The organism is Methylobacterium sp. Leaf91, from assembly GCF_001422815.1.
Classification (GTDB): domain Bacteria; phylum Pseudomonadota; class Alphaproteobacteria; order Rhizobiales; family Beijerinckiaceae; genus Methylobacterium.
In genome coordinates this window covers 1-26,492 of the sequence record NZ_LMMP01000049.1, presented here as the reverse complement: position 1 = coordinate 26,492, position 26,492 = coordinate 1, and the positions used below count along the sequence as shown (strand labels likewise).

20 protein-coding genes and 1 pseudogene are annotated in these 26,492 nt (G+C 66.2%); 11 read left to right on the top strand and 10 right to left on the bottom strand.

Going from position 1 to position 26,492, the window contains the following annotated elements; genetic code table 11:
• Positions 1–366: 366 nt before the first annotated feature.
• Complete coding sequence (locus ASF32_RS20000; RefSeq protein WP_056432587.1) at positions 367–1,776, top strand: hypothetical protein; 1,410 nt, start codon at positions 367–369, stop codon at positions 1,774–1,776.
• A gap of 9 nt (positions 1,777–1,785) precedes the next feature.
• Here the strand turns inward: ASF32_RS20000 and ASF32_RS19995 are convergent, their stop codons facing one another.
• From ASF32_RS19995 to ASF32_RS19985, 3 genes are all read right to left on the bottom strand, one after another.
• On the bottom strand, positions 1,786–4,923 hold the full coding sequence (locus ASF32_RS19995) for an efflux RND transporter permease subunit (protein ID WP_056432584.1): 3,138 nt from the start codon (positions 4,921–4,923) through the stop codon (positions 1,786–1,788).
• A 19-nt stretch (positions 4,924–4,942) separates the two neighbouring features.
• On the bottom strand, positions 4,943–6,136 hold the full coding sequence (locus ASF32_RS19990; RefSeq protein WP_056432581.1) for an efflux RND transporter periplasmic adaptor subunit: 1,194 nt from the start codon (positions 6,134–6,136) through the stop codon (positions 4,943–4,945).
• A 186-nt stretch (positions 6,137–6,322) separates the two neighbouring features.
• Positions 6,323–7,561: an amidase gene (locus tag ASF32_RS19985; protein WP_056433104.1), complete on the bottom strand. Its 1,239-nt coding sequence runs from the start codon at positions 7,559–7,561 to the stop codon at positions 6,323–6,325.
• Between the two features lie 321 nt (positions 7,562–7,882).
• Between ASF32_RS19985 and ASF32_RS19980 the strand changes: the two genes are divergently transcribed.
• The 3 genes from ASF32_RS19980 to ASF32_RS19970 all read left to right on the top strand — a co-directional run bounded on the left by ASF32_RS19980 (position 7,883) and on the right by ASF32_RS19970 (position 10,663).
• Positions 7,883–8,611 carry a GntR family transcriptional regulator gene (locus tag ASF32_RS19980; protein ID WP_056432578.1) on the top strand — a complete coding sequence of 243 codons (729 nt, stop codon included), beginning with the start codon at positions 7,883–7,885 and terminating at the stop codon, positions 8,609–8,611.
• A 126-nt stretch (positions 8,612–8,737) separates the two neighbouring features.
• Entirely contained in the window at positions 8,738–8,962 is a 225-nt protein-coding gene (locus tag ASF32_RS19975) for a hypothetical protein (RefSeq protein WP_056432575.1), read from the top strand.
• Between the two features lie 69 nt (positions 8,963–9,031).
• Positions 9,032–10,663, top strand: a complete 1,632-nt coding sequence (locus tag ASF32_RS19970) for a DEAD/DEAH box helicase (protein ID WP_056433096.1) — start codon at positions 9,032–9,034, stop codon at positions 10,661–10,663.
• 9 nt (positions 10,664–10,672) lie between these two features.
• Here ASF32_RS19970 and ASF32_RS19965 read toward each other — a convergent pair whose 3' ends face one another.
• Complete coding sequence (locus ASF32_RS19965) at positions 10,673–11,092, bottom strand: nuclear transport factor 2 family protein (RefSeq protein ID WP_056432572.1); 420 nt, start codon at positions 11,090–11,092, stop codon at positions 10,673–10,675.
• Positions 11,093–11,279: 187 nt separating this feature from the next.
• On the opposite strand from ASF32_RS19965, the gene ASF32_RS19960 reads away from it, so the two are divergent.
• The 6 genes from ASF32_RS19960 (at position 11,280) to ASF32_RS25615 (ending at position 18,209) form a co-directional block, all read left to right on the top strand.
• Complete coding sequence (locus ASF32_RS19960; protein WP_056432567.1) at positions 11,280–12,467, top strand: ABC transporter substrate-binding protein; 1,188 nt, start codon at positions 11,280–11,282, stop codon at positions 12,465–12,467.
• A gap of 191 nt (positions 12,468–12,658) precedes the next feature.
• Positions 12,659–13,528 (top strand): branched-chain amino acid ABC transporter permease, encoded by an 870-nt coding sequence (locus ASF32_RS19955; RefSeq protein ID WP_056432564.1) that lies wholly within the window; start codon positions 12,659–12,661, stop codon positions 13,526–13,528.
• Between the two features lie 4 nt (positions 13,529–13,532).
• A complete protein-coding gene (locus tag ASF32_RS19950) occupies positions 13,533–16,043 on the top strand; it encodes an ATP-binding cassette domain-containing protein (RefSeq protein WP_056432561.1) in 2,511 nt (836 codons plus the stop codon).
• 24 nt (positions 16,044–16,067) lie between these two features.
• Positions 16,068–16,979, top strand: coding sequence for a polysaccharide deacetylase family protein (locus tag ASF32_RS19945; protein ID WP_156467912.1), 912 nt, complete (start codon positions 16,068–16,070; stop codon positions 16,977–16,979).
• Positions 16,980–17,094: 115 nt separating this feature from the next.
• The gene (locus ASF32_RS19940; protein ID WP_018042694.1) at positions 17,095–17,292 is read left to right on the top strand and encodes a hypothetical protein; all 198 of its coding nucleotides are present in this window, start codon (positions 17,095–17,097) and stop codon (positions 17,290–17,292) included.
• A 614-nt stretch (positions 17,293–17,906) separates the two neighbouring features.
• Complete coding sequence (locus ASF32_RS25615) at positions 17,907–18,209, top strand: hypothetical protein (protein WP_156467911.1); 303 nt, start codon at positions 17,907–17,909, stop codon at positions 18,207–18,209.
• Between the two features lie 401 nt (positions 18,210–18,610).
• Here the strand turns inward: ASF32_RS25615 and ASF32_RS19935 are convergent, their stop codons facing one another.
• The 5 genes and pseudogenes from ASF32_RS19935 to ASF32_RS19915 form a co-directional block, all read right to left on the bottom strand.
• Positions 18,611–21,718 (bottom strand): efflux RND transporter permease subunit, encoded by a 3,108-nt coding sequence (locus ASF32_RS19935; RefSeq protein WP_056432553.1) that lies wholly within the window; start codon positions 21,716–21,718, stop codon positions 18,611–18,613.
• Positions 21,715–22,800, bottom strand: a complete 1,086-nt coding sequence (locus tag ASF32_RS19930) for an efflux RND transporter periplasmic adaptor subunit (RefSeq protein WP_056432551.1) — start codon at positions 22,798–22,800, stop codon at positions 21,715–21,717. Before ASF32_RS19930 ends, ASF32_RS19935 begins: the two co-directional genes overlap by 4 nt.
• Before the next feature lie 337 nt (positions 22,801–23,137).
• The gene (locus tag ASF32_RS19925) at positions 23,138–23,401 is read right to left on the bottom strand and encodes a hypothetical protein (RefSeq protein WP_056432548.1); all 264 of its coding nucleotides are present in this window, start codon (positions 23,399–23,401) and stop codon (positions 23,138–23,140) included.
• Between the two features lie 189 nt (positions 23,402–23,590).
• Positions 23,591–24,139, bottom strand: a pseudogene (locus ASF32_RS19920) (glycosyltransferase N-terminal domain-containing protein); the annotation flags it as partial.
• Positions 24,136–24,888: a lysophospholipid acyltransferase family protein gene (locus ASF32_RS19915; protein WP_056432541.1), complete on the bottom strand. Its 753-nt coding sequence runs from the start codon at positions 24,886–24,888 to the stop codon at positions 24,136–24,138. The pseudogene ASF32_RS19920 and the gene ASF32_RS19915, both read right to left, overlap by 4 nt.
• Before the next feature lie 368 nt (positions 24,889–25,256).
• Between ASF32_RS19915 and ASF32_RS19910 the strand changes: the two genes are divergently transcribed.
• Entirely contained in the window at positions 25,257–26,162 is a 906-nt protein-coding gene (locus ASF32_RS19910) for a metallophosphoesterase (RefSeq protein WP_056432538.1), read from the top strand.
• 25 nt (positions 26,163–26,187) lie between these two features.
• On the opposite strand, the gene ASF32_RS26050 is transcribed toward ASF32_RS19910, so the two are convergent.
• Positions 26,188–26,349 carry a hypothetical protein gene (locus tag ASF32_RS26050; protein ID WP_200919205.1) on the bottom strand — a complete coding sequence of 54 codons (162 nt, stop codon included), beginning with the start codon at positions 26,347–26,349 and terminating at the stop codon, positions 26,188–26,190.
• Positions 26,350–26,492: the final 143 nt, after the last annotated feature.

Genomic DNA, 26,492 nt, shown 5'->3' with positions numbered 1-26,492 from the left:
AGCGACCTTAACAATATGCTCGCCAAGCACGCGATCACTGGCGTGTTGCCGCTCAGCTGCTTGAGCTCGTGCGATCGCTCGCTTCTTGGGTGACCAAGCATTTCTATAAGCTCGGTCATACACGTCATATAACACTGGTCGCTGGCGGTCCCGGTTGCTCTTGGCCCTACCGCGATTATCGCGTGCCGGGCTTTTTCTGTGGGCAACGGCATTCCTGCAATTTCAGCGAGCAGGGGAACGTGCGTTAACCAAATCAACGAGTTACCGTAAACGAAATCTTAACGTTATTGCCTGTGACCGCCCCAAGCGTGATATCAGGACAACCTGTGCGTATGGCCTCGGCCAGAAACCCGAAAGAGCCCGATCTTGTCAGCGTTCTTTAATTCGGACGGCTCGTTTCCGCTCCAGTTCCTGATCATCTTCGCCGTCATCTTCGCCGTGCTGGCCGCGATCGTGCTGGTCTTCCGGCGATTCTCGGGAAGGGGCATGGCGTTGGCCAAATCCGGCCCCCGCGGACGACAGCCCCGCCTCGGTATCGTCGATATCTACGAACTCGACAGGCAGCGGCAACTGATCCTGCTGCGCCGGGACAATGTCGAGCATCTGCTTCTCGTCGGTGGCCCCAACGACGTCATCGTAGAACGCAACATCCATCGCGGCGCCGGCGCCCGCCTCCCTGTCGACGAAGTGGCCAAGGTCGAGCCGCTCCAGGAGGAGTCGACCTTCGAGCCTGCGCGGCCGACCGAGCCTCCGATGTTCCAGGCGCCGGTCTTTCAAGTGCCGGATCTGCAGCCGCCGACACCCCAATCTCAAGTCTCGAAAGCTCAGGCCTACAGCGAGCCGAGTTCACCGGCAGCGGCGCCGGAACTGGCGGCAATGCCCAAGCCGCGCGGCGATGCTCCCGAAGAGCCGAAGACCGCTCCGAAGCCCAGCAAAGCCGACATCATCGCCGCAAAGGCGGCCCGTCGGAATCCGCCGCCGCTCGCGAACCTCAAGGCCGAAGCCCCCGACCGTCAGCGCCCCACGGAGGCACGCTCGGATGTGGCCGATGAACCGCCTGTGCCCGCCGCGGCAACACCGAATGCCAACGAGGTCGTTGAAGCCCCCCCGACCCCGGTCGCGCCACCGGTGACCGAGCCTGCGCGCACCGAGCCGCCGATGCGTCCACAACCCACGGCGAAACCCGCCCCGATGGTCGAGCAGGTTCCCGCCGTTCCGCCGCCGTTGGCGCGGCCGACGAGTTCCCGTCCGGTGGACGCGGCGATCCTGTCCGACATGGCAAGGCAGCTCGAAGAGGCTCTTCGCCGGCCATCCGCCGCAATTTCTCCGTCGCCGCAGGCCGTGCCGCCGAAGGCATCCACGCCGCTGGCGGAGCCCAAGCCTGCGCCGAGGCCTGAGCCGGTTCTCGATCCGATGAAGACAGAGAAATCCGCCCCTGATCGGCCGGTGGATCCGATTGCGGCCGCCATGGCCGAGCCCGCAGACGCCGAACCGCCGCAGGCCGCCGTGCCTCCCAAGGCCGATCCATCGACGGTGAAGCCGAGCCGGGACGAGCCCGTTCCGAGTGAGTCTGCTCCCGACGGTCAGGACAAAAGCGAACCGGAAGTATTCTTGCCGGCACCACCACCTCCTCTCCCAGCCGCTCGGGAACCGGCGAGCAAGGAGCCGCTGGCCCCGCGTCGCGCCCCTCCCGCCGCACAGAATCCATTCTCAGTGGAGGAGATCGAGGCCGAGTTCGCGCGGCTGCTGGGGCGTCCGCTCGATAGGAAGGGCTGAGACCAGCGCCTACTCGGCCGCGGAGCGTGACGGAAAGCCCTTTCCGTCATTGGCCAGTGTGGCCGGCAGGGCGAATACCCCCTCGGTGGGTTCGTCCTTCCGCCCGATGAAACGGCCGAAGAGTCGGACGAAAAGGCGAGACAGGTCGTCGACCAGGACGAAGATGGCCGGCACGAAGATCAGCGACAGGCCGGTCGAGACGATGAGGCCGCCGATGACCGCGACGGCCATCGGCGCGCGGAATTCGCCACCGATGCCGAGCGCCATGGCCGACGGCACCATGCCCGCCGCCATGGCGATGGTGGTCATGACGATGGGGCGGGCGCGCTTACGCCCCGCATCGATGATCGCGGTGGCGCGATCCACGCCCCGCGCCATTTCCTCGATGGCGAAATCCACCAGCATGATCGCGTTCTTGGTGACCACGCCCATGAGCATCAGGATGCCGATGACCACCGGCATTGAGATCGGCATGTGGAAGATCAAGAGACCGAGGATCGCTCCCCCGATGGAGAGAGGGAGCGAGAACAGGATGGTGAGCGGCTGCAGGAAGTTTCCGAACAGCAGCACCAGAACGCCGAAGACCATCATCAGTCCCGCACCCATGGCGAGGGCGAACCCTTCGAACACCTCGCCCATGATTTCCGCATCGCCGGTCTGGCTGATGCTCACGCCCGGCGGCAGGTTCTGCGCGGTCGGCAGCGCCATCACGGCTTCGATCAGGGTGCCCAGCGCGTCCGAGCCCTCCATGTCGGCCTCCAGGGCCACGCGGATCGAGCGGTCGTAACGGTCGATCGCCGTGGGACCGCGACCGAGGCTGAGATCGGCCACCGTGGAGAGCGGAACGGAGGCGCCCCCCTTCACCGGGACTTTCAGGCTCTCCAACTGGGACAGGTCTCCGCGCAGGGCGAGGGGCAGCTGCACCCGTATCGGCACCTGCCGGTCGACGGCGTTGAACTTGGCGAGGTTGGCGCCGATGTCGCCGATCGTCCCCACCCGCACGGTCTCGGCGATGAGGTCCGTGGAGACACCGAGATCGGCGGCGACGCCGGCTTTGGGGCGGATGCGGATCTCGGTACGGTCGAGCGGTGCCGTGGAGAGTACGTTGACGAGGTGGGGCACGGTGGCCGCCTCACGCTGCAACTGCGCCGCCGTCTCCGAGACGAGGCGCAGGTCCGGCCCCGAAATGATGAGCGCGAGATCGCGCTGCCCGCTGTCTCGCAGCGACCAGAACCGGATGTCCGGCTCCTCTCGCAGAATCGCACCGATGATCCGGTCGAGCTGCTTCTGCGTGCGATGACGGGCGTTCTTCGGCGTCAGGTTGATGGTGAAGCTCGCGAGCCGCACCTCCTTCTTGGCCGGCAACTGGCGGCCGCCATCCACGAATACGCTGCGGACTTCAGGCAGCGCCCTGATCTTGTCGACGATGCCGTCCGTGACGCGGGTGGTGTCGGCGAGGCGGGCACCGGGCGGCAATTCCACGACGAAGATCGTTCGTGCCGCATCCTCTGCGGGAAGGAAGCCGGCGGGCAGCAGCCCGGTGGACATGATCGACCCGGCAAAGCACGCGAGGCCGACGACCAGCGTGACGTATTTATGCCTGACGGACCACGCGACCACGCGGGTATAGGCCCGCATCACAGGCCCCTCGCGCTCGTGGTCGGGACCGTGATCGCGCAAGAAATAGGCGGCGAGCAGCGGCGTGATGAGGCGGGCCACCAGCAGGGACATGAACACGGCCGCCGCGATGGTGAGGCCGAACTGTTTGAAATACTGACCGGCGATGCCGCTCATGAAGGAGACGGGTGCGAAGATAGCGATGATCGTGGCGGTGATCGCGATGACCGCGAGGCCGATCTCGTCGGCGGCTTCGAGGGCCGCCCGGTAGGCGGATTTACCCATCCGCATGTGGCGGACGATGTTCTCGATCTCCACGATGGCATCGTCCACCAGAATGCCCGTCACGAGGGTGATGGCCAGCAGGCTGACGGCATTGAGCGAGAAGCCGAGGGTACTCATCACCCAGAAGGTCGGCAGCACCGAGAGCGGCAGCGCGATGGAGGCGATGAGCGTCGCCCGCCAGTCCCGCAGGAACAGGAACACGACGATGACGGCCAGCGCCGCGCCTTCGATGAGGCTCAGCATCGCCGAATGGTAGTTGCCCACCGTGTTGATGACGGAGGTGTCGATTAGGTCGAACCGGACACCGGGATTCTTCGCCGCGAGATCGGCGATCTTGCGAGCCACCGCGCTGGCGACCTCGGCATCGCTGGCGCCCGTCGCACGCGAGATCGCGAAGGCGACGACGGGCTCGCCATTGAAGCGTGCGAAGGTGCGCGGCTCCTCCGACCCGTCCACCAGCGTCGCCAACTCGTCCAGGCGGACCTTGCGGTTGCCCGGTACGACGATCGAGGTCTGGGCCAGGGTATCGAGGCTGGCGGCGCCGGCCAGCGTTCGGATCGATTGTTCCTGGCCGCCGAGTTCGCCGCGCCCGCCCGCCATGTCGGCCGAGGTGAGTCGGAGCTGGCGGTTCACGTCCGCCGCGGTGATGCCAAGTGCCAGGAGCCGGTCGGGTTTGAGTGTCACACGGATCTCGCGAGCGACACCGCCCAGACGCTCGACTCCGCCGACGCCTTTCACGCCCTGGACCTGCCGGGCGATCACGTCGTCGATGAGCCAGGACAAGTCTTCCGGCGTCATCGCCGGCGCCGAGGCGCCGTAGACCATGATCGGCAGGCCGGCGATCTCGACGCGGCTGATGATCGGCTCGTCGATGGTGCGCGGAAGCGTCACCCGCACCTTGGCGATGGCGTCCTTCACGTCATTGACGGCGCGGTCCACGTTCACTTCGAGGCGGAACTCGATGGTGGTAGCCGAGACGCCTTCCGAGATCGTCGAGATGATGTGCTTGACGCCCTTCACCCCGGCGACCGCATCCTCCACCACCTTCGTCACCTGGGTCTGCAGCTCGGAGGGAGCCGCGCCGGCCTGGGTGACCTGGATCGCCACGATCGGGATGTCGATGTTCGGGAATTGCGTGATCGGCAGCGAGCGGAAGCTGACGAGCCCGAGGATCATCAGGACGAGGAACAGCACGATCGAGGTGATCGGCTTGCGGATCGCCCAGGCTGAGATGTTGAGGCGCATGGGCTGACGGGTCCGATTCTCAGCGCGACGTCACGGAGGCGGCGGCTTCGGCTTTCGGCTGCACCGGTCTGACCCGGTCGCCATGGCGAAGGAAGCTGCTGGCCCGCGCGACGACGGCCTCACCGGATTTCAACCCCTCGCGGATTTCCATGAACCCGTCCGCCGCGAGGCCGGAGACGACCTTGCGGGCCTCCACCGTGCCGTCATTCACCACGTAGACGAGGGCCGAGCCATCGATCCCGTAGAGTACCGCGGAGAGGGGGACGGCCACGGAATCGCGCCGCGCCACCTCGACCTTGCCGCGCGCGAAGGCGCCGATGCGCAGGGCCGGGTCGCGGTCGAGGCTGATACGGATCTTGCCGAGGCGCGTCAGCCGGTCGATCTCGGGGTCGATCCGTCGGACCTTGCCCGTCACGATTCGCCCCTGGTCCGCTTCGAGGCGCACGATGTTGCCGCGCTTGATCCGGGGCATCCAGGTTTCCGGCACTTCGCCTTCGAGTTCGATCTCGCCGCGCGCGATAAGCCGGAACAACGGTTCGCCCGTGGACGTCGCCGCCGCGCCGATCCGGGCGGTGCGGCGGCTGACGATGCCTCCGTCGGGTGCCTTGATGTCGGTGCGCGCGCGCTTGAGCGCGATCTCGTTGCTCTGCGCCCGCGCCGCCGAGAGATCGGCCTCGGCGAGTTGCAAGCCGCCCTTCGCCGCGGCGAGCCGGCCTTCGCCGCCTTGGGCTGCCGAGACCCGCTGCTCCAGCACCGCCGCCGTGGCGTTCCCGGTCTTGATGAGGGAGCGGGCGCGTTCCAGCGCGAGGTTGGCCTCGATCTGCGCGGCCTCGGACTGGACGATCTGGCTACGTGCCTGAACGATGGCCGCGTGAGCCTTGGCGACGGCGGCGGCGTTGGCCGCCTCCTGCGTGGCGATCATCTCCAACGAGAGCCGGGCCAGGACCTGGCCCTTCGTGACCTCTGCTCCCTCCTCCACCAGCAATTCCGTGATGCGGTAGCCCTCGATCTCAGGCGCCACCAAGATCTCGTCGCGCGGGACGAGCGTGCCGGTGACCACGGCCTGCTCGACGATCTCCCGGCCGGCGGCCGGCACGATGGTCACTGCCGGGGCTGGCGCGGTTGCGCCGCTCACCGGCGGCGCCTCAACCGCCCGAGCCGTCGAGGACAATGCCAAGAGCATGAGGATCGAGAGAAGCTGAAGCAGGCGCATGGAAACGTAGCTCACCGTTCAGCGGAGAAGTCTGGACGACCCAGGCGAAGCGAAGCCGCCGCGCTTGTCTCTTCTCTAAGACGCCGGCCTTTTCATGACGCACGATCAATAGAGGTTTAGCGCTGGCCTGAGCTTCGATCATCCGAGTCGCAGACTTGCGACGGCAGCCGGGCAACCGGGCTGCCGTCATGACTGCTTGGCGAAAGCCTTTTCCAGGAACCTCGCGGCCGAGAGTGCACGAGCATCGTCCCCGAAACGGGCGATGATCTGCACGCCGAGCGGGGCCCCCTCCCCCGGCACGGGGATGGTGACGCAGGGCACTCCCATCAGCGTCCAGAGCCGGTTGAAGCGGGAATCCCCGGTGGAGGCGTACCCCTCCGGCGCCCGGCCCGGGGCCGAGACCGTCAGAAGGATGTCGAGATCGGAATCGCGCAGGATGTCCCGCAGGCTGCGCCTCGCATGATGAGCCACCCGCCGGGCGGCATCGTAGGTAGCGGCCTCGATGGTCCGGGCGGTGTCGAGATGGCCGCGCAGGAGCGGCGGCAGCGAATCGCGGTGGGTATCGTATTCCCAGGCGAGGGCTTGCGCCGATTCGAAATCCTGGATCGTCGCGTGCGCATCGAAGGCATGGCGGAACTCGTCGGGCAACGCGAAGTCGCGGATGTCGGCACCTGCCGCTTCCGCCATCACCCGCGCCCGGTCGAGAGCCTGCAGCGCGCCGGGTTCGGCGGCCTCGCAATACTCGGGAACGAGGAGGCCGATCCTTGGAATCGGCCCCGTCCCGTCGATCTCCGGCCGGCCGGCGATGAGGGCGAGGGCATGGGCGGCGTCGGCTGCGCTCGCGGCGAACAGGCCGAGTGTGTCGAGGGTCCAGGAGAAGCACTTCACGCCGACCGTCGGCAGCAGCCGGAACGAGGGTTTCACGCCCACCACGCCGCAAAAGGCCGCTGGCCGGATCACCGAGCCGCCTGTCTGTGTTCCCAGTGCCAGCGGCAGCATCCCGGCGGCCACCGCCGCTGCCGAACCTGCGGACGATCCACCCGGGGTCCGGCCCGGCGCGCGGGGATTTCGTGTCTCCGTGGGATCGACGAAGGCGAAGGCGGTCGTCGTGGTCTTGGCCAGGGGCACGGCGCCGAGGCGCTTCAGACGCGCCACGATCGGCGCATCGGCGCGCGGCTGCCAACCGGCATAGATCGACGATCCCATCTGCGTCGGGAGGTGCGCGGTGTCGATGATGTCCTTGATGCCAACCGCGATGCCGGCGAGCGGGCCCGTATCGGACACTTGCGGGGTTGCATCGGTCGCCACGAAGGCACGGACCGACGGTTCGTGCTCCGCTATCGCGTCCCGGGTCCGCACGATGGCCTGGGCGGGGGTGAGCGTTCCCGCCTCGATACGGGCGCGGAGGGACAGGAGCGAGAGCATCGTCATCGGGTGGCTCGCTGGGGCACGATGAAAGGGAGAGCCGGCGGCTTGTTCCAGGAAGCGCCGTCGGGAGCGGGTGTCACAAGCGTGTCTCGGGCCGCTCGACGAACAGTCGAGGTGATGCCAGTAACGTCGGGAAGCGTCCAGCACATCACGGTGGCGCTGGTGCTGCGGCCTTGCAACTTCTGCGAGAGTCTTCGATTCCCGCTCAGCTTTGGTCTCGCTCATGCATGGCGGTTGCGTCACCGGTGGGCGACGATGACAAGCGTGCCGGAGACACGCCCGTGGCCGAAACGCTGCGACGAGGGATGCGAGTGGGCGATGGCGGGAATTGAGACGCAGGTGGCCAAGGATCGCGTGGGAATGATGTGCCAATCCCTGCGCCGCGCCATCGTCGAGCGCGCGCTGGCGCCCGGTGATCGCCTGCCGGAAGATGCCCTTGGCGACCGTTTCGGCGTGAGCCGCACCATCGCGCGGCAGGTGCTGGGGCAACTCGCCGGTGAAGGGCTGGTGGAACTCCGCCGCAACCGGATCGCCATCGTGGCGACGCCGAGCTGGGAAGAGGCACGCGACACGTTCGAGGTCCGCATCTCCCTGGAGCGCCTCGTGGTCCAGCGACTGGCCGGTCGCCTCACCGCCGAGCAGGAAGCGATTCTGCTCGCACATATCGACGAGGAGGACGCGGTCCGTGGCGGACCGGAAGCCCCATCGATCCGGCTCGCCACCGAGTTTCACCTCCTGCTGGCGCGAATGACCGGCAGCCCCGTCCTCGTCCGCTACGTGGCCGAGCTCGGCTATCGCTGCGCGCTGACCCTCTCGCTGTACAGCCGTCCGCACTCCTCGGATTGCGCCGTCAACGAGCATCGCGAGATCGTGGCGGCGCTCATGGCCGGCGACGTCGATCGTGCGACTCATCTGATGGATCATCACCTCGATGCCGTGGCCGTGCGGGCGCAAATCGTTGCCGAGCCGCCGCGCGAGCGGGACCTCCGCCGGGTCCTGGCACCCTACGTCACCGAGAAGAGTACTTTGCGACGCCGGGCTGGTTGAAGCGGCGCAAATGCGATTCCGCGCCGGCTTGCGACATGCGCCAATCCGGCGGCTTTAATCTCTCGGCAACCCTGAAAGCCTAGGCCCCTCTCCTCGGACCGTCGGCCCTGACAGGAGAAGCCCGCCTTGCGTGAACCTTTCGTTCCCGATGCGCTGGCCGAGCGGCTGCGGGCCAAGCGGCGCAATACGCGGCCGGTGGCGGCCCTGGTCTGCGAGCCCGCGAAGCCCCTCTTCGCCGAGTTACTCGATGGGCGCGGGCATGGCACCGGGCAGTTCGTCCGTCTGTCGCAGGGAATGGTGGAGCGCATCGCGCGGGTGATGCGCGATGAGGTGGTCGGCGAAGGGGCTTGACCATCCGGCGAGGCCGCATCCCGCCGGGCAGTGTTCCGGTTCGGCGAGAACGGCCTTACAGAGCCGGCGATGGACCTGAGACCCTACCAGCGCGCCAGCCTCGACGCACTCTATGCCTCGTGGCGCAACGAGACCGGCGATGGGCTGATCGTCCTGCCCACGGGGGCGGGCAAGGCCTTCGTCATCGCGGCCCTGGTCCGCGAAGTGCTCGCCGAGCGTCCCGGCGCGCGGATTGCCATCGTCACCCATACCCGCGAGCTCATCGCCCAGAATCATCGTGAGCTCATGACCTACTGGCCGGCTGCGCCGGCCGGTATCTACTCGGCCGGCTTGAACCGACGCGAAACCGCGACGCAGATCCTGTTCTGCGGCATCCAATCGGTCTGGAACCGCTTCGACGCCATCGGTGCCTTCGATGTCGTGGTGGTCGATGAAGCCCATCTGATTCCTCGCGACGCGGAGACTCGGTACGGCCGGTTCCTCGCGGCCCTGCGTGCCGCCCGACCGGAGCTGAGCGTCGTCGGCCTCACCGCGACTCCGTACCGCCTCGATAGCGGCCGCCTCGACGAAGGCGAAGGCCGCCTGTTCGAACGCATCGTCTATGAGGCCAATGTCGGCGACCTGATCCACCAGGGCTACCTCGCCCCGCTGATCTGCAAGGCCACCGCCACGGCGCTCGACGTGTCTGGCGTGGCCAAGCGCGGCGGCGACTACATCCCGAGCGCCCTCGAGGCGGCGGTGAACCAGGATTGGATCACCCGCGCGGCGGTGGAGGAAATGGCCGGTTTCGGCCGCGACCGCCGGGCCTGGCTCGCCTTCTGCGCCGGTGTCGCCCATGCCGAGGCGGTGCGCGATGCGGTGCGGGCGGAAGGCTTCAGCTGCGAAATGGTGACGGGCGAGACCGGCAAGCGCGATCGCGACCGGGTCGTGCGCGATTTCACCGCCGGAAGGCTACGCTGCCTGACCTCGGTCGGCGTCCTTTCGACCGGATTCAACGTCCCGCGCGTGGACCTCATCGCTCTGCTGCGGCCGACCCAGAGCACGGGCCTCTACGTCCAGCAGGTGGGCCGTGCGCTGCGGACCGCGCCGGGCAAGTCCGATGCGCTGATCCTCGACTATGCCGGCCTGGTACGGATGCACGGGCCGGTAGATATCGTCACCGCGCGCAGTGCCGCCGCGATCAAGGGCCGAGAGGGAGAGATCCGGGCCAAGCCCTGCCCCGGCTGCGGCGCGCTCATCGCTCTCAATGCCAGCACCTGCGAGGCGTGCTGGGTCGAGCCGGACGAGACCGACGAGGATGGGCCGAGCCATGAGGCCGCGGCCGACGACGAGCATCCGATCCTGTCCCGCGCGGTACCGGTCTGGCGCGGCGTCTCCCGGTGGCGGCTCGGCCGCCATGCTTCATCCGGCAGCCTCGACGTCGAGTTCCAGACCGATGACGGGTCGAGCCACCGGGTGCGGATCGCCTTGGAGCAGGCCGGTTACCCCCGAGAGAAGGCGGTGCAATGGTGGCGTCAACTCGGCGGCGGCCGCGACGTGCCGATGACGGTTGCCGAGGCGCTGACGCGGATCGACGATCTCACCCGGCCCTCCGCGATCCTGATCCGTGCCAACGGACGACTGTCCGAGAGCATCAGCTATCGCTTTCCGGATGGCCGCACCTTCGTCGACACGCGGCGGCTCGCCGGAGCCGACGCCTGAGGGGAGCGCCTAAGCCGAGACGCCGTGCTTCGTGAGCAGTCGTTCGGCACTGTCGTTCCAGACTTCCATCGTCACGATCAGACCGTCACGTACCGTGAAGCGGTCGACGTAGCGATTGCCTTCGAACGGCGTTCCATCCGGCCATTCGCCGTAAAGGGTGCCGAGGCTGTAGACCGTGGTGACTCCCTCTCCCGGCACCACGTCCAGACGCTCCATGCGCTTCTTCACCCAGGCATAGCGGCCCGCGTTGAAGGCCGTCACCTCGCGGGGATGCCGGAAGACCCGGGCGCCAGTGAAGACGATCTCGATCCCCGGCGCCATATAGCGCGCGGCGGTTTCAGGGTCGGGCACCATGGAGGCTTCGAGATAGGCAGTGACGATGGCCGCATCGGTGTCGGTGATGGTTTCTGCCTCGGTCGCTTGGGTCATGCTCTGGTCTCCGTTCGATCCCGACACTGCTCCGAGCTTGCAAAAAGTGCATGCAATAAGTGTATGCAGTTTGGCGTGAAAGCAGGCATCGCAATCCGCGCTTTTGGAATTAGATGAAGTATATCAACGCTTTGACAAATGGCATGGTGGTTGCGGTGATGGGCCCGATTCTTCCGGAGAGCCGTCCATGCGCAAGCACAGCCCATCATCGCTGACCCGTCGCCTCGCCCTCGGGGCGACCGCGTTGGCCGGTCTCGCGTTCGTCGCGCCGGTGCAGGCGGCGGAGACAATCAAGATCGGCCTCGTAACCGCCTTGTCTGGCCAATCCGCCAAGTCCGGCGAGGCGATCTCGCGAGGCATCGGTCTCGCCATCGACGAGGTCAACGCTGCCGGCGGCGTTCTAGGGCGGCCTCTGGAGCTCGTGGCGCGGGATGACGAGGCCAACCCGTCGAAGGGCGTGCTGGCCGCCCGGGAGCTGATCCAGCGCGTCGGCGTCGTCGCCCTGGTCGGCGGTCTCGATACCCCGGTCTCGATGGCGATCGTGCCCATCGCCAACCAGATGAAAGTGCCCTTCCTCGGCCCCTGGGCGGCGGGCACCGGCATCACGCGTAACGGTGCCGCCGACAACTACGCCTTCCGCGTCTCGGCGGTGGATGCCCTCGTGGACGAGGCTCTCGTCGCCTATGCGATCAAGACCCATCAGGCGAAGAAGCCCGGCATGATCCTCGTCAACAACGCCTGGGGCGAGTCGAACCAGCAGGGTCTGACGGCGGCCTTGAAGACAGCCGGTCTTCCTGCCGCCGGCATCGAGAAATACGAGGCGTCCGACGTGGACATGGTGCCCCAACTCACGCGGCTGAAGGAGGCCGGCGCCGACACCCTGTTCCTGGTCGGCAATGTCGGGCCCTCGGCCCAGATCGTGAAATCCCTCGACCGGATGGGATGGAGCGTACCCGTCGTGTCGCATTGGGGGCCTGCCGGCGGTCGCTTCGATGAGCTTGCCGGCCCGAGCGCCGCCAAGGTGCATTTCATTCAGACCTTCACCTTCGCCGGCAATACCTCGCCAAAGGCGATGGCGGTGCTCGATGCCCTGAAGGCCAAGTATCCGGCGATCAAGTCCATGGCCGATGTGACCCCAGCCGTGGGCATCGCCAACGCGTACGACGCGACGCATCTCCTGGCCCTTGCGATTGGCGAGGCCAAGTCCACAAAGGGGCCGGACGTGCGCGACGGCTTCTACAAGATCGCCACCTATCCCGGCCTGATCAAGACCTACGACAAGCCCTTCGCCCCGGACCGTCACGACGCGCTCGGCCCACAGGATTACGTGTTCACGCGGTTCAAGGACGGCGAGATCGTCGCCGTGGCGAACTGAGGAAGCGGCCATCGCCGTTCATCCCACCCGCGACCTCATCCTGTGGCGCCGCGAAGCGGCCTCGAAGGAGGTCTCCGGAACTCACTGTGCGAACTGGACGCCTCCTTCGAGGCCTCCGCTTCGCTGCGGCGTCTCAGCGATGAGGTGGCTGGGTGGGATGGACCACATGATACGGTGAAAGTGAGAGTTCCATGTTGACCGGCTCCCTTGTGAGCGGCCTCGGTCTCGGGAGCATGTATGGGCTCATCGCCCTCGGCTTCCACGTGACCTACGCCGTCTCCGGTACGGTGAATTTCGCGCAAGGAAGCGCCGTCACCCTCGGGGCGGTGCTGGGCTACATGCTGGGCGTTACATTGGGCTGGCCGATGCCGTTGGCGGTGGCCGCAGCCCTGGCCGGCTGCGCGTTTCTCGGCATCGTGGTCGAGCGCATTCTGGTGCGCCCCTTCGTCGAGCGGAACTCGGATGCCTGGCTCCTTGCCACGGTGGCCGGGGGCGTGGTGCTCGACAACGTCATTCTGTTCACCTTTGGCAAGGAACCGCGCAGCCTGCCCTCCCCGCTCGCGCGCAACCCGGTCGATTTCTTCGGTACCGGAATCTACCCACTGCAGATCGTGATCCCCGTTGTCGGGCTCGCCGTCGCGTTCGCCATCCACACGGTGTTCCGCCGGACAGATCTCGGCCGCGTTCTGCTTGCGGTGGCGCAGAATGCCGACGCTGCGCGGCTGATGGGCATCGACGTGCGTCGGGCGGTGGCCTGCGCCTTCGCGCTCTCCGCCCTGCTCGCGGGCGCGGCGGGCCTCCTCATCGCCCCGCTGTTCTCGGTCTCGGCCGAGATGGGCACCCTGTTCGGCATCAAGGCCTTCGCCGTCGCCATTCTCGGCGGGATCGGCTCCGCCACCGGCGTGGTCCTGGCCGGTCTGCTGTACGGCGTCGTGGAAGCCCTGGTCACCGGCTATCTCGGTTCCGGCTACACCCAGATCGTGGTGTTTTCGGTGATCATCCTCGCGCTGGCGCTGCGTCCTGACGGCCTCCTCGGCCGGGCCGCCGTGAACAAGGTCTGAGCCGATGCGCGCCGGAAGCTCCGCCCTGCCCCTCGCCATTCTCGCCCTCACCGTCGCGGGGATCGGCCTCGTGGCCGCCACCGACGGGTACAGCCATTTCATCATCGCCCTCGTGGCGTTGACGACGCTGGCCGGAACGGGGCTGAACGTCCTCCTCGGCCTCACCGGCCTGATCTCCTTCGGCCATGCCGGTTTCTACGCGATCGGCGCCTATGCGAGCGCCATCCTGACCCTTTCCGGGGTGAGCTTCTGGCTGGCGCTCCCCGCCGCCGGCCTGCTCTCAGGGGTTCTCGGCGGCGTGCTCGCGATCCCCGCCATGCGGGTCAAGGGCCCCTACCTCGCCATGGTGACGATCGCCTTTGGCTTCATCGTCGAGCATGGCCTGATCGAGGGCGGTGCGCTCACCGGCGGCCAGAACGGCCTCGTCATCGCCACGGGCCCGACGCTGTTCGGATTGCCGTTCCTCGAGCGCGAACTCGCGATCCTGTCGATACTCGGTGCCGGCCTCGCCCTCTACGGCTTCCATCGCCTCGCGCGCAGCCGCCTCGGCCTCGCCATGCGGGCGGTGCGGGACGCGGATGTCGCCGCCGCCTCCCTCGGCTTCGATCCGGTGCGGGTGAAGACCTTGGCCTTCATGATCTCGGCGGCACTGACCGGTCTCGCCGGGGCGGTGCTGCCGCCGTTGATGCTGTTCATCGCGCCGAGTTCGTTCCCGTTCACCCAGTCGATCCTGTTCGTACTCTCGGTGGTGGTGGGAGGCGCCGGCACAGTGCTGGGGCCGCTCTTCGGTGCCCTGGTCACCGTTCTCCTGCCAGAGACCCTCTCCGGGCTCGCAGAGTACCGCCTGCTGTTCTTCGGCCTCGCGACGCTGGTGGTCCTGTGGCTGGTGCCGGCCGGCATCGTCGGGAGCCTCGCCCGGCTCCTGCCGCGCCGCGTTTCCGAGACAGTGCCACGCGTCGGGGGAGACGTTGCCACCTATCTCGCGCAGCGGTCGCCCGAAGCGCTCTCGGTGGAGGGGATCGGCATCAGCTTCGGCGGCATCAAGGCTGCGGAGGGCGTCTCGGTGAACGCCGCCCCTGGCGCCGTCACGAGCATCATCGGCCCGAACGGGGCCGGCAAGACCACCGTTCTCAACATGGTCTCGGGCTTCTATCGGCCCGGTGCCGGGGCGATCCGGCTGATGGGGCAAGATCGCCCAAATGAAGATCTCCCGAGCCAAGATCCCGTCGGCAAAGATCTCGCCGGTCTGCCCGCTCACCGTATCGCCCGCGCCGGCATTGCCCGGACCTACCAGACCACGCGGCTGTTCGGTTCACTGTCGGTCATCGACAACGTGGCCCTCGCCATTGCCCCCGGGCGTCTGTTCCGAGCAGGCGCGAGAAGCGATGTCGCCGCCTCTACCGCCCTCCTCGCCTTCGTCGGCTATACCGGAGCCCTCCACCGGCCCGCCGCCGAACTGCCTCACGTGGATCGCCGCCTCGTCGAAATCGCGCGGGCCCTGGCCGGTCAGCCACGCGTCCTTCTGCTTGACGAGCCCGCAGCGGGCCTCACTCGCGCTGATACCGACCGTTTGGGTGGTCTCCTGCGCCGCATCGCCGATTGCGGTATCGTGGTGGTTCTCGTCGAGCATGACATGCCCCTCGTCATGGGCATCTCGGACCATATCCTCGTCATGGATGCCGGCCGGCCCATCGCGCGGGGGGACGCCACTGCGGTACGGGCCGATCCCGCCGTCCTGCGGGCCTATCTCGGTGGTGCCGATACCCCTGCCCGGCCGCGCCCGTCCCCTTGGAAAGGTCCCGCCGACGCGGTTCTCTCGGCTCTCGACCTGACCGCGGGTTACGGCGCCGCACCGGTCCTGGACCGGCTGTCGCTGGATGTCCGTCCCGGCGAGACCGTCGCGCTCCTCGGCGCGAATGGGGCGGGAAAATCCACCGCCATGCGTGCGTTGAGCGGTCTCCTCCGCCCGGTAGAGGGCGCGGTGATCCTGGAGGACCGTGCCATCGCCGGCCTACCGGCCCATGCCATTGCCCGCCTCGGCCTCGCCCTCGTGCCTGAAGGCAGGCAGGTCTTCCCGGAACTCTCCGTGTTGGAGAACCTCCGGCTCGGCGCGCATGGACGCAAGGCCCCGATCGATCCGAGTGAGATCGAGGCCCTGCTCGACCGGTTTCCCCGCCTTCGCGACCGGGCAACGAGCCGGGCCGGGCTACTTTCGGGCGGCGAACAGCAGATGCTGGCCATTGCTCGCGGGATGATGGCGCAGCCGCGCATCCTCCTCCTCGACGAACCCTCGCTCGGGCTCGCCCCGTCCATGATCAACGCCCTCTACGCCGTCGTGGCCGAGTTGCGCGACCAGGGCGTGACCATCCTCATCGTCGACCAGATGGCCGCACTGGCCTTGACCGTGGCGGATCGCGGCTACGTGCTGGAACAGGGCCGCGTCGTCGCCTCGGGCTCGGCGGCGGAACTCTCCGCCGATGAGACCCTTGCCGCGGCCTATCTCGGTGCTGCCTGACAATTCGAGGGAATGAGATCGATCATGGAGCGCGATGCATTGACGGATGCACCGAAACACCACGGCCGCTACCGCTATAGCGCCCTGCCCGATCGTCCCGTCTACGACTGGCCGGGGGGGAAGCGCCTCGCGGTCTATGTCGCTCTCAATCTCGAGACTTTCGATTTCGGATCAGGCCTCGGCGCTGAACTGGCTCCCGGCGGTCCCCAGCCGGACGTGCTGAACTATGCTTGGCGCGACTGGGGCAATCGCGTCGGCGCCTGGCGGATGAAAGCGCTGTTCGACGAGCTTTGCCTTCCCGCCAGCGTCCTTGCCAACAGCCGGATCTACGAGGATTGCCCCGGTCTGATCGAGGCTTTCCGGGCACGCGGCGACGAGATCGTCGGCCATGGCCGCACCAACGCGGAGCGACAGGGCAGCCTCGACGAGGATGCCGAGCGCGCCCTCATCGCCGAAGCCACTGCCATCCTGGCTCGGGAGGAAGGCAAGGCCCCCGCCGGATGGCTCGGTCCCTGGATCTCGCAATCTCGCGTGACGCCGGACCTCCTGGCCGAGGCTGGATACCGCTATCTCCTCGATTGGGCCCATGACGACCAGCCGATCTGGTTCTCCACACGCGGAGGCGGGCGCATCCTTTCGGTGCCGTATCCCCAGGAACTCAATGACATCCCCGCTATCGTGGCGAGGAAAGATTCCGCGCGGGACTTCGCCGATATGATCGTCGATGGCTTCGACGAGATGCTGCTGCAATCGGAGCGTGCCCCGCTTGTCATGGGGATTGCCCTGCACCCCTATATCGTCGGTCAGCCGCATCGGCTGCGGCCGCTTCGGGCGGCGCTTGCCCACATCGCCTCCCACCGCGACGAAATCTGGCTCACCACCGCTGGAGCCATCGCCGACCATGTGACGAGCCAGGCGGGACCGGAGCGGGGATAGCGCCACCACTTCGCACGTTGCTCCGACCCAGAGCGCCCGCTGGGTTTGTTCCGTCAGTAAGCGATATGGCTATTAAAGGGTGGAAGGCGCGCAAGGCTTGCGCCATATAGGGGACATGACCGAAACATCGACATACCCCTACACCCTGGAAATCCTCAGCCCCCGCACCGAGGGCGCGACCTACCAATGGGCCATTCGCAAGGGTGGCAAGCTGGTTCAGCGCTCGGACCGAAGCCTGACCAGCGAGGCCAAGGCCCGCGAGAACGGTCTCGCTCAGATCGAGAAGCTCCTATCGGGCTTTGGCGAGCGATAAGCTCGGTTTTCTTCGGTTCTGCACTCGGATAGCGGCAGGTCCTGGTTGAACGCCGGACCGCCGCTAAGACCGTATCGCTGGAACGTGACGTGGGGGCGGGCCTTCCCCGATTGGCTTTAGCCGATGGGGTATATGGCGTCACGGTTGACGCCTTAGCCCTTCCACGAACGGCCGAATTCCTTCCTGACTAGCATGGCCGCAGCGACCTAATCCGAATGGGTCCTGCCGGCCGCTTTGCAAATTGCGTTGGCATATTATATCCCAGTATGTGTCTCTGACGCCGATTGCTGGGAGGTCGCTCGATGGTGAAGCTGGTGCAACCCGATCGTCCAATCTGGCCTCCTTTTCCGGACGAACCCAATGAGGTGCCTCCTTCGATAGAGGATGGGCTTCAGGGCGGAACGCCAAGCGAGCGGATACCGCAGGCGGAACCTGGATACAGCCATGTGACCGAACGTAAGGAGCTTGTTCGACCCGCCATATTGCCGGGTTCATAGCTGGCTGCCTACAAGGTCTTGAGCTGTGTCGAGTGTGATAGGCTGCAAAGCTTGAAACTGATCGCCCTCACGTAGGTTGACGTCTCAGAGATTCACTTGTGAATTCTGGGACGTTTCATGACGAAGATCGCTACTTCCTTCTTTGCAGTGATGCTGACTGCGTCCGCTCCCGCCTTCGCACAATCGTCAGGGCCGGCGGAAATCAAGCAACCTGGCCCGGCACGTATGACAACGCCGGGGACCAACGGCGCGCCGGTGGTGAAGCCGGGGGGAATCGATAACGGTGGTCCAGGCTCTATTGGAACCGAGGCGTATGGTGCCGTAGGCGCGGAAAGCCGTTCGAATAACTCGGGTGCTGCGGGCAACGCCAACAAGCCTGAAGTCGCGATCCCCAATACGGGCGGTGGTGGCGGACGATAGACCGTGCTTTGGACGTACTCACACAACCGTATTGGTGCTAGTCAGTTGCTCGTACCGACGGTATAGATTCGGGCTTTCGTGGAACGAGGGCTTTATATCGGCAGATATGACTTGGCTTATACGATGATATCAGCTCGACATTAGATTTTATTCATTCGATTGTTGAAAATTAGAACGCTACGGGTGTGATGAATTCGTGGCCTGTATGGCATTCACGCAATCCGGTATTTGCATTTGGGCGGAAGCCGCTCCGCTTAATCGACCGTAGACCAGTTATCAGACGATCGACCGGCCCGCGCGAGGAGGGCACCATCGCGAGCCGGTCGATGTACCGCGCATTCACCGGGTGAACGCGCGATGTCGGCATGCCCGAAGCGGTCGGGCATGATTGATGTGTCCCCTCACGATGCGGCCGGGTGAGCCATCGAGGTCGCGCCGGCAGTCGTCCGGTCCTTGTCCGGAACTCGCTTCACGCGGAACCAGAGGGCATAGAGCGCGGGGAGGAACAGCAGGGTCAGAAGCGTCCCGACACCGACGCCTCCGATGAGGACGTAAGCCAGAGCCCCCCAGAACACCGAATGGGTGAGTGGGATGAAAGCGAGCATGGCGGCGGCTGCGGTCAGGATGACGGGGCGGGCGCGCCGCACCGTCGATTCGACGATGGCGTCGTAATCCGACAGGCCGGCTTCACGGTCGTGGTGAATCTGGTCCACCAGAATGAGCGTATTGCGCATCAGGATGCCAGACAGGGCGATCAACCCTAGGATGGCGTTGAAGCCGAAGGGCTGGTGAAAAATCAGCAGAGTCGGCGCGGCACCGACCAAGCCCAGCGGGGCGGTGGCGAAAACCATGAACATGGCCGCGAACGAACGCACCTGAATCATGATGACCGTGAGGGTCACGATCAACATGATCGGGAAAACCGCCACGAGCGACATCATCGCCTTCGCGCTTTCCTCGACCGCGCCGGCTGTGTCGATGCGGTAGCCCGGGGGTAGCTTGGCCTTGATCGGATCGAGCAGGGGCGCAACCTGAGCGTGGATGTCCGGTGGCTGCTTTCCGTCGATCACGTCGCCCTGGACGCGGATATAGGTCTCGCGATTGTAGCGCTTCAGGACTGCATCCTCGCTGGTGCTCTCGAGCCGGGCGACTTGGGACACGGGCACTTGGCGTCCGTCCTTCGTCGCCAGCGTCAGGTCACCGATCTCGCCGAGTGAGCGCCGCTCCGGGCCGGGGCTGCGCAGCAGCACATCGACCGAGCGCAGGTTCTCGCGCACCTGCGTGGCGGGGGTGCCGTTGAGATAATTCTGCAGCTGCTGGCCTGCCTCCTTCGGGGTCAGCCCGATCAGGCGCAGTCGCTCCTGGTCGAAGGCGAGCCTCAGATTGGGGGTCTTGTCGCCCCAGTCCAGATGAACCAGGCGCAGGTTCGGGTTGGCCGCCATGACCTCTCGGATCTCGGCTGCGATGCCACGGATTACGTCGAGATCAGGGCCGACGACCCGGAAGGCCACGGGGAAGCGGATGGGAGGGCCGAATACGATCTGCAGCACGCGCACCCGCGCCTCGGGGAAGCGGCCCTCTTCCACAAGTTTGCGGACCCTGCCGCGTAGGACGTCGCGGGTCGCCGCATCGGCGGTCTGCACCACGATTTGGGCGAAGGCCGGATCTGGCAGTTCGGGATCGAAAGAGAGCACGAAGCGGGGCATGCCCTGGCCGATATAGCTCGTGATCTCCCCAGCCTCGGACAGTTCGCGTACGGCCGCTTCGATCCGCTTGACGCTGGCCTCGGTGGTGGCGAAAGCCGATCCCGCCGGCAGGGTCACCTCGACGATGAGTTCGGGGCGCTCGGAATTCGGAAAGAACTGCTGTTCGACCTTCCCCATGGCGACCACCGCGAGCGCGAACAGACCTACCGTGATGCCGGCTGCCATCCATTTGTGGTCGACCGACATCCGCACGACGCGGCGTAGGCGCTGGTAGTTTTTCGTGGCGTAGATGGCCTCGTGGCCGCCTTCCACTTTCTTGATGTTCGGCAGAAGCTTGATGCCGAGATACGGCGTGAAAGTCACGGCGACGATCCAAGAAATGATCAGCGAGAATGCTACGACCCAGAAGATGTTACCGGCATACTCCCCGGCGGTGGACGCGGCGAAGCCCACCGGCAGGAAGCCTGCGATGGTGACAAGCGTGCCCGTCAGCATCGGCGCGGCGGTGGCGCTCCAGGCATAGGTCGCGGCCTCGATCCGGTCGGCGCCTTCCTCCATGCGCACCACCATCATCTCGATGGCGATGATGGCGTCATCGACGAGTAGCCCGAGCGAAATGATGAGGGCGCCCAGTGTGATGCGGTCGAAGTCGCGGCCCGTCACCATCATCACGACGAACACCGCCGAGAGGGTCAGCGGCACGGCGAGCGCCACGACGATGCCGACCCGGAAGCCGAGCGCCACAAGGGAGACGAAGATCACCACGCCGAGGGCCGTGAAGAACTTGACCATGAATTCATGGATGGCGTCGTCGATGACCTTGGCCTGGTCGGTGATCTTGGTGAAGGTGATGCCCGCCGGCGTCTCGTGATGGATCGCCACCTCCTCGGCATTGAGGGCCGCGCCGAGGTTCAGGCCATTGAAGCCAGGCTTCATCACGAGGCCGAGCATGAGCGCCGGTTCGCCGTCGTTGCGGATCTCGAAGGTCTTCGGGTCTTCGTAGCCGCGCTTGACCTCGGCGATATCGCCGAGCTTGAGACTGCGGTCCCCGGCCGCAACGGGGAGGTTTCGGATCGCGTCGAGTCCGTCGATGGCGCCGTCCAGGCGCAGGTAGACGCGTGGACCCACCGCCTCGACGAAGCCTGCCGGTGTGACGTCGTTCTGATTGGCCAGCGCCGCCAGCACTTGCTGGCCGGTGATTCCGAGGGTGGCAAGGCGCTGATACGAGATTTCGACGAAGATCTTTTGGGCCTGCTCGCCGAGGATATTGATCTTCTCGACGCCGGGCACGCGCAGTAGGCGCTGGCGCATATCCTCGGCCCGTAGCACCAGCTGCCGGTGCGGAAGACCCTTTGCCTGCACCGCGTAGAGGGCGAAATAGATGTCGGAGAATTCGTCGTTGAACAGCGGCCCAAGCACGCCACGTGGCAGGCTGGAGGCCTGATCGGAAAGCTTCTTCCTGGCCTGATAGAACTCCGATTGGAGCTTGGCCGGCGGCATGTTGTCCTTGAAAATGACCTTGGTCATCATCAGGCCGGGCCGGACTGTCGTCTCGGCGCGATCGTAGTAGACGAGTTCCTGCAGGCGCTTTTCGAGCGGGTCGGCGACCTGACGCTGCATTTCCTCGGCGGTGGCGCCGGGCCAGGCAGCCGAAACCGTCATCACCTTGACGGTGAAGGCCGGATCCTCTCCGCGCCCGAGCTTTTCGAACGCGAAGAAGCCGGCGCCCGTAAGGGCAATGAGGAGAAAGAGCGTGACCGCTCGTTCTCGGACCGCAAGTTCTGAAAGGTTGAAGCCGCTCACCGCACGACTCCCGTCATGCTCGCCGGGGCCGGCCTGACCTTCTGGTCGGGCTTCAGCAGATGAGCACCCAGCGCCACGATACGGTCACCCGCACTCAGGCCCGCGACGATGTCCGCGCGCTCCTCGCCCATACGAGCGACCTTCACGACTTGAGGCCGCACTGTTTCGGTGGCTGCGTCGTAGCGCCAGACGGAGGTGCCTTGGCCTTGGTCGAACAGCGCGCCAAGCGGAACTTCCACCGCGGCGGCACGGCCGGCACTCAAGGTCTTAAGCAGCAGGGTCACGGTCGCGCCGAGTGGCGCGGTCTCGCCGCCGCCCGACAGAATGTAGCGCGCGCGGTAGGTGCGCGTGGCGGGGTCGGCGGTTGCCGAGAGTTCACGTAGCCGCGCGGGATAGGTGCTCTCGCCTTCGGCGTAGAGGGTGGCCGAGGCTTCGCCTTGCGCGGCACGCCGGCTGCCCTCCGGCAGGAACACTTCTGCCTCGCGCGCGCCATCACGTGCCAGTTTCACCACCGTCTGCCCGGCGGCGACCACTTGACCGGGCTCCGAGGGGACCTCCATCACGACCCCGTCCGCATCGGCCTGCAACTCGGCATAGCCGGCCTGGTTGGCGATCTGGCTCGCTTGGGCTTCGGCATTGGCGAATTGCGCGATGGCGGCGTCGGCCGCGCCTTTGTTCTGATCGTAGGTCTGTTTCGAGGTCCAGCCGTCTGAGACGAGTTTTCGGCTGCGCTCCTCGTCGGCTTTGGCCTTGATCATCTGAGCGCGGGCAGCCTCGACGGAGGCGCGGGCGGCGTTGAGCGCGAGGCTGAAATCGGTCCGGTCCAGGCGCATCAGAGGCTGGCCGCGCGTCACCCGGTCACCCGGATCGACGAGACGTTCGAAGATCTTACCTCCGACGCGGAAGCCGAGATTGCTCTCGGTGCGAGCCCGGATCACCCCCGTGTAGCGGGCCATCCCGCTGCCGCTGCGCACGACCTCCACGGTCTGGACCAAGGGCGGCTGAGGTGACACGGCGGTCTCGGCCGGCGAGCATGCCGTCAGGGCAAGCCCGATCATCCCGAGCGCAATCCTCGCATCCATCACGCATTTCCCCGTCGACGACTCATCGCGAATAAGATGATGAGTAACATATATTTTGCCAAAGAGAAGCGTCAAGATGCGTCGCTGTGGAGCGCGCCCTGTCTGAGGATGTCGCTCTCGGCCTATCGGGGGGAAAGGCAGCTCTGCCGGTACTGAAGGCCGCGGCGGTCAGAGTTTTGTCGTCTCCGCCCGCATTGTGATCGGGCCGCCAGGGACTCTCAGCGAAAATCTCAGAACACGGGCAACGGCATGAACCGATGCTGGGTCAGGCCGCACAAAGAGGCCGCGCGACTCCCGTTCTCAACGAAACAACTGGCGCCGAGGCCGAAAAATAGGGTCAGCCACGCATGGGGCGGGCTTGCAGGATGGCAGCCAGCACGAAGGGGCGCTTCATCAGGGGGCCGGCATTGCCCCGGTTCACGAAATCATTCGCGCCGGGATGCCGTCGCACGGCTTTTCCCAGATCGAGACGGTAGCCTTCCTTGAAAACGAAAGGCGGCGCCATCGAATTTGCAAGAAACACTTCGACGGCAGCCGCCACTTCCTCTTGGGAAATTAAATTCAGGTCGCACAGGGCGGCTGTCGTCAGCTTTTCGGTCATTCCGAATGGTAGAGCCGCGCCGCTTTCCCGGCAACCATTAGCGCACTCAGTGCGGCGGCATTCTTCATTGGGCAAGCCATGCCTGACGGTCTCGCAGCCGTCAGCCGAACCCCTGAACCATCCGTCTGAGCCAGCGCACTAGTGATGGGTCGATGCGTTAGAGGGCGCACGCGACTTGCTTCAGTGACAACGCCGGTGCAGGGCGATGAGGGTGTTCGGCCAGATCTCCGATTCCGCCACCRGCGCCARGTCCGGTTGCCAGTGATCGAGGAACCGTTCGATCCAGCGCGGCGCGTCGAGGGGCATGTACTGATGGACCGCGCCCGCGGGCAGGCGCCGCCCGATCATGTCCGGTTGCCAGTGATCGAGGAACCGTTCGATCCAGCGCGGCGCGTCGAGGGGCATGTACTGATGGACCGCGCCCGCGGGCAGGCGCCGCCCGATCAGTTCGGCGGCGCTGCGCGTCCCCGTCGTGACGAGGACGCTGAAGCCCCGGGCGATCATGCCGTCGACCAATCCGACGAGCGAGAGGGCCTCGCCCACGCTCGCTCCGTGCATCCAGACCAGGGAACCGCTCGGGCGGGCTCGTCCGGCAAGGCCGCGACGCTCAGGCAGGCGCCCGGGATCCTCCTTGCCCTGGCGGGAGCGCCAGGCCAGMAGGCCCGCCACCGCCGGTTCACCGACATAGAGGCCGAAGCGATAAGCCCGTAGAGCGATGGTGAGCGGGGGAGCCTTCACGAAAACGGCCCGAGGGCCAGGGACCCAGCCACCGGATCGACGACCCGGTCCGGGCGGCCGACGAGGGTGTAGGCCCGGTCGTGAACCCGGTTCATCTCGTTCTCCAGGCGCTGACGCAAGCGCTCCAATTCCTCCGGATCGACGTCGCGCGGGACGAGGACCGCTTCACCGAAGACCATGGCACCCCTGCCGAAGGGCAGCCCGAAACAGGCCTTGTCCCAGCTGTTGAAGCGCAGATGCCGGCTCGTGACGACCGCGACGGGAATGACCGGCCGACCGGAGAACCGCGCCAGTGTCAGGATGCCGAGATCGCAGCGGCGCGACACCTTCGGCACGTCGGCGCTGAAGGCGACGCTCTCGCCATCCTTTAGGGCACGGATCATGGCGCGCAGGCCTTCCGCGCCGCCTTTCGCCTTCGCATCGCGCACGGTGCGTCCGCGCGCCCCGGAGGCCCGAATGACGCGGACACCCATCCGGGTGAGGGCGATGGTGTTGATGTTGCCATCCGCCGACCGCGAGATGATCGTCGCGATCCTGTCCTGCGGACGGCGCATGAACGAGATCATCGTATGCTGGCCGTGCCACATACCGGCGATGAATGGTGATTTCCCGTCGAGCCAGCGGTGCGGCTCGGCCGGCTCGACCGTGAAGCGGTTCGTCGCGCGTACCAAGCGCAGGTAGTGGAAGGCGACGAAGCCGAGGCTTTTTTGAACCGGTGGCGACCGGCCGACGCGTTTGAGAAGGCTCATACACTCGGTTCCGCGGGCCGGACGTTCGGCCCTTCGTCCGGTCGGCCCTCAGGGCGCACGTGCGGCAGGTTGCGTCGTCTGCGCATCCGCCGAACGGCGCTCGCTGGGGAGCATGGCCGGTCCGGGGTGGTCTAGCGCCGTTCGAATTGCCGGCGCAACCTCGCCAGGGCGGGCCCGACCTCATCCGTCCGGCGGAACGGCCATCATGCAAGGGAGGAAGCACCGTATCGGAGCGCCGACGCGGTCCTCTATGATGTGTGAGCTTACGCCGTCGCGATCCTGGATTCGAACGCGCGAGCGACGATTTGCGAGGCTTGACGCGGCAGCCGCCAGTGGCGAAGGCGAGCTCCTCATCCGAAACGGAACCGATGTTTCGCCTCGCCCATCTCACCGATCCGCATGTCGGCCCTATCGCACGTCCTCGCTTGCGCCAGCTTCTGGGCAAGCGCGCCACCGGCTATGTGAATTGGCGCCGCGGGCGCAGCCGACACCACGACATGGAGATCCTCGCGGCGCTGGTGGCCGACTTGCGGACGCAGCCTCACGACCACATCGCCTGCACCGGCGACCTGTGTAACATCGGTCTGCCGAGTGAGTGGTCGACGGCTAGGGTCTTCCTCGAAGCACTCGGCGCTCCGGACGATGTGAGCTTCGTTCCGGGCAATCACGACGCCTATGTGCGCGGCTCACTCGAAGGGCTGTTGAAGGCGTGCCGCGCCTGGACCTCCGGTGACGATGGCACCGACGGCATCTTCCCCTATCTCCGGCGCCGTGGACCGCTYGCCCTGATCGGGGTCTCGTCCGCGATTCCCACCAAGCCCTTCGTCGCCAGTGGGCGCCTCGGCCCTTCTCAGATCCAGGCTGTCGAGACCATTCTGAAACAGCTGGGCGCCGAGCCCGAACCACCGTTTCGCGTGGCGATGATCCATCATCCGCCGCAGCCAGGGGGGGCGTCGCCCGGGCGCGAATTGAAGGACGCGGATGCGTTCACGGCGATGATCGCGCGTGCCGGCGCGGACCTGATCCTGCACGGGCACAACCATGTGGGGAGCATCGCCTTCGTCGAAGGCCCCGGTGGTGCCGCCGTCCCGGTGGTCGGAGCGCCTTCGGCCTCGGCGGTGTCGCACGGCGGCACCTTGCACCGCCGCGCGAGCTATCATGTCTATACGGTCAGAAAGGCCGACGACCGCTACGTGATCGAAGCCAAGGAACGCGGGTTGACGGAAGCCGGGGCGATTGCCGACCTCCGGGTGTTGCAGCTGACGCGAAGATGACCGTTCACACGCCGGCCATCCCGGATCAGGCCGTCAATCCCACCAGGGGGCGCTGGGCCTGGCGGGAGATGCTGGCCTGATACAGCTCTGCCTGAAGCCGCGTGAGGCCGCTCACGAGGGCCGTCGGACCCCGATAGACCGTATAGGTGCCGTCATGGGTCGGTTTGACGTGAATCGTCTGGGACATGGACTGTCTCCCGGCCTCGAGGAATCGGTCGATTCATTCTTTCGGAGTAGGTAGTGTTAATCGGGCGTTCATCCGCCGCAAGTGTGGCAGATTTCGGAGTAGGTAGTGTTAATCGGGCGTTCATCCGCCGCAAGTGTGGCAGA

What these genes read in the sequence shown, in the direction of transcription:
- ASF32_RS19995 (WP_056432584.1), bottom strand. Translation starts at nt 4,923, where the DNA reads ATGCGCCTCAACATCTCAGCCTGGGCGATCCGCAAGCCGATCACCTCG.
- ASF32_RS19990 (WP_056432581.1), bottom strand. Translation starts at nt 6,136, where the DNA reads ATGCGCCTGCTTCAGCTTCTCTCGATCCTCATGCTCTTGGCATTGTCC.
- ASF32_RS19985 (WP_056433104.1), bottom strand. Translation starts at nt 7,561, where the DNA reads ATGCTCTCGCTCCTGTCCCTCCGCGCCCGTATCGAGGCGGGAACGCTC.
- ASF32_RS19980 (WP_056432578.1), top strand. Translation starts at nt 7,883, where the DNA reads ATGGCGGGAATTGAGACGCAGGTGGCCAAGGATCGCGTGGGAATGATG.
- ASF32_RS19970 (WP_056433096.1), top strand. Translation starts at nt 9,032, where the DNA reads ATGGACCTGAGACCCTACCAGCGCGCCAGCCTCGACGCACTCTATGCC.
- ASF32_RS19965 (WP_056432572.1), bottom strand. Translation starts at nt 11,092, where the DNA reads ATGACCCAAGCGACCGAGGCAGAAACCATCACCGACACCGATGCGGCC.
- ASF32_RS19960 (WP_056432567.1), top strand. Translation starts at nt 11,280, where the DNA reads ATGCGCAAGCACAGCCCATCATCGCTGACCCGTCGCCTCGCCCTCGGG.
- ASF32_RS19955 (WP_056432564.1), top strand. Translation starts at nt 12,659, where the DNA reads ATGTTGACCGGCTCCCTTGTGAGCGGCCTCGGTCTCGGGAGCATGTAT.
- ASF32_RS19950 (WP_056432561.1), top strand. Translation starts at nt 13,533, where the DNA reads ATGCGCGCCGGAAGCTCCGCCCTGCCCCTCGCCATTCTCGCCCTCACC.
- ASF32_RS19945 (WP_156467912.1), top strand. Translation starts at nt 16,068, where the DNA reads ATGGAGCGCGATGCATTGACGGATGCACCGAAACACCACGGCCGCTAC.
- ASF32_RS19940 (WP_018042694.1), top strand. Translation starts at nt 17,095, where the DNA reads ATGACCGAAACATCGACATACCCCTACACCCTGGAAATCCTCAGCCCC.
- ASF32_RS25615 (WP_156467911.1), top strand. Translation starts at nt 17,907, where the DNA reads ATGACGAAGATCGCTACTTCCTTCTTTGCAGTGATGCTGACTGCGTCC.
- ASF32_RS19930 (WP_056432551.1), bottom strand. Translation starts at nt 22,800, where the DNA reads ATGGATGCGAGGATTGCGCTCGGGATGATCGGGCTTGCCCTGACGGCA.
- ASF32_RS19925 (WP_056432548.1), bottom strand. Translation starts at nt 23,401, where the DNA reads ATGACCGAAAAGCTGACGACAGCCGCCCTGTGCGACCTGAATTTAATT.
- ASF32_RS19915 (WP_056432541.1), bottom strand. Translation starts at nt 24,888, where the DNA reads ATGAGCCTTCTCAAACGCGTCGGCCGGTCGCCACCGGTTCAAAAAAGC.
- ASF32_RS26050 (WP_200919205.1), bottom strand. Translation starts at nt 26,349, where the DNA reads ATGTCCCAGACGATTCACGTCAAACCGACCCATGACGGCACCTATACG.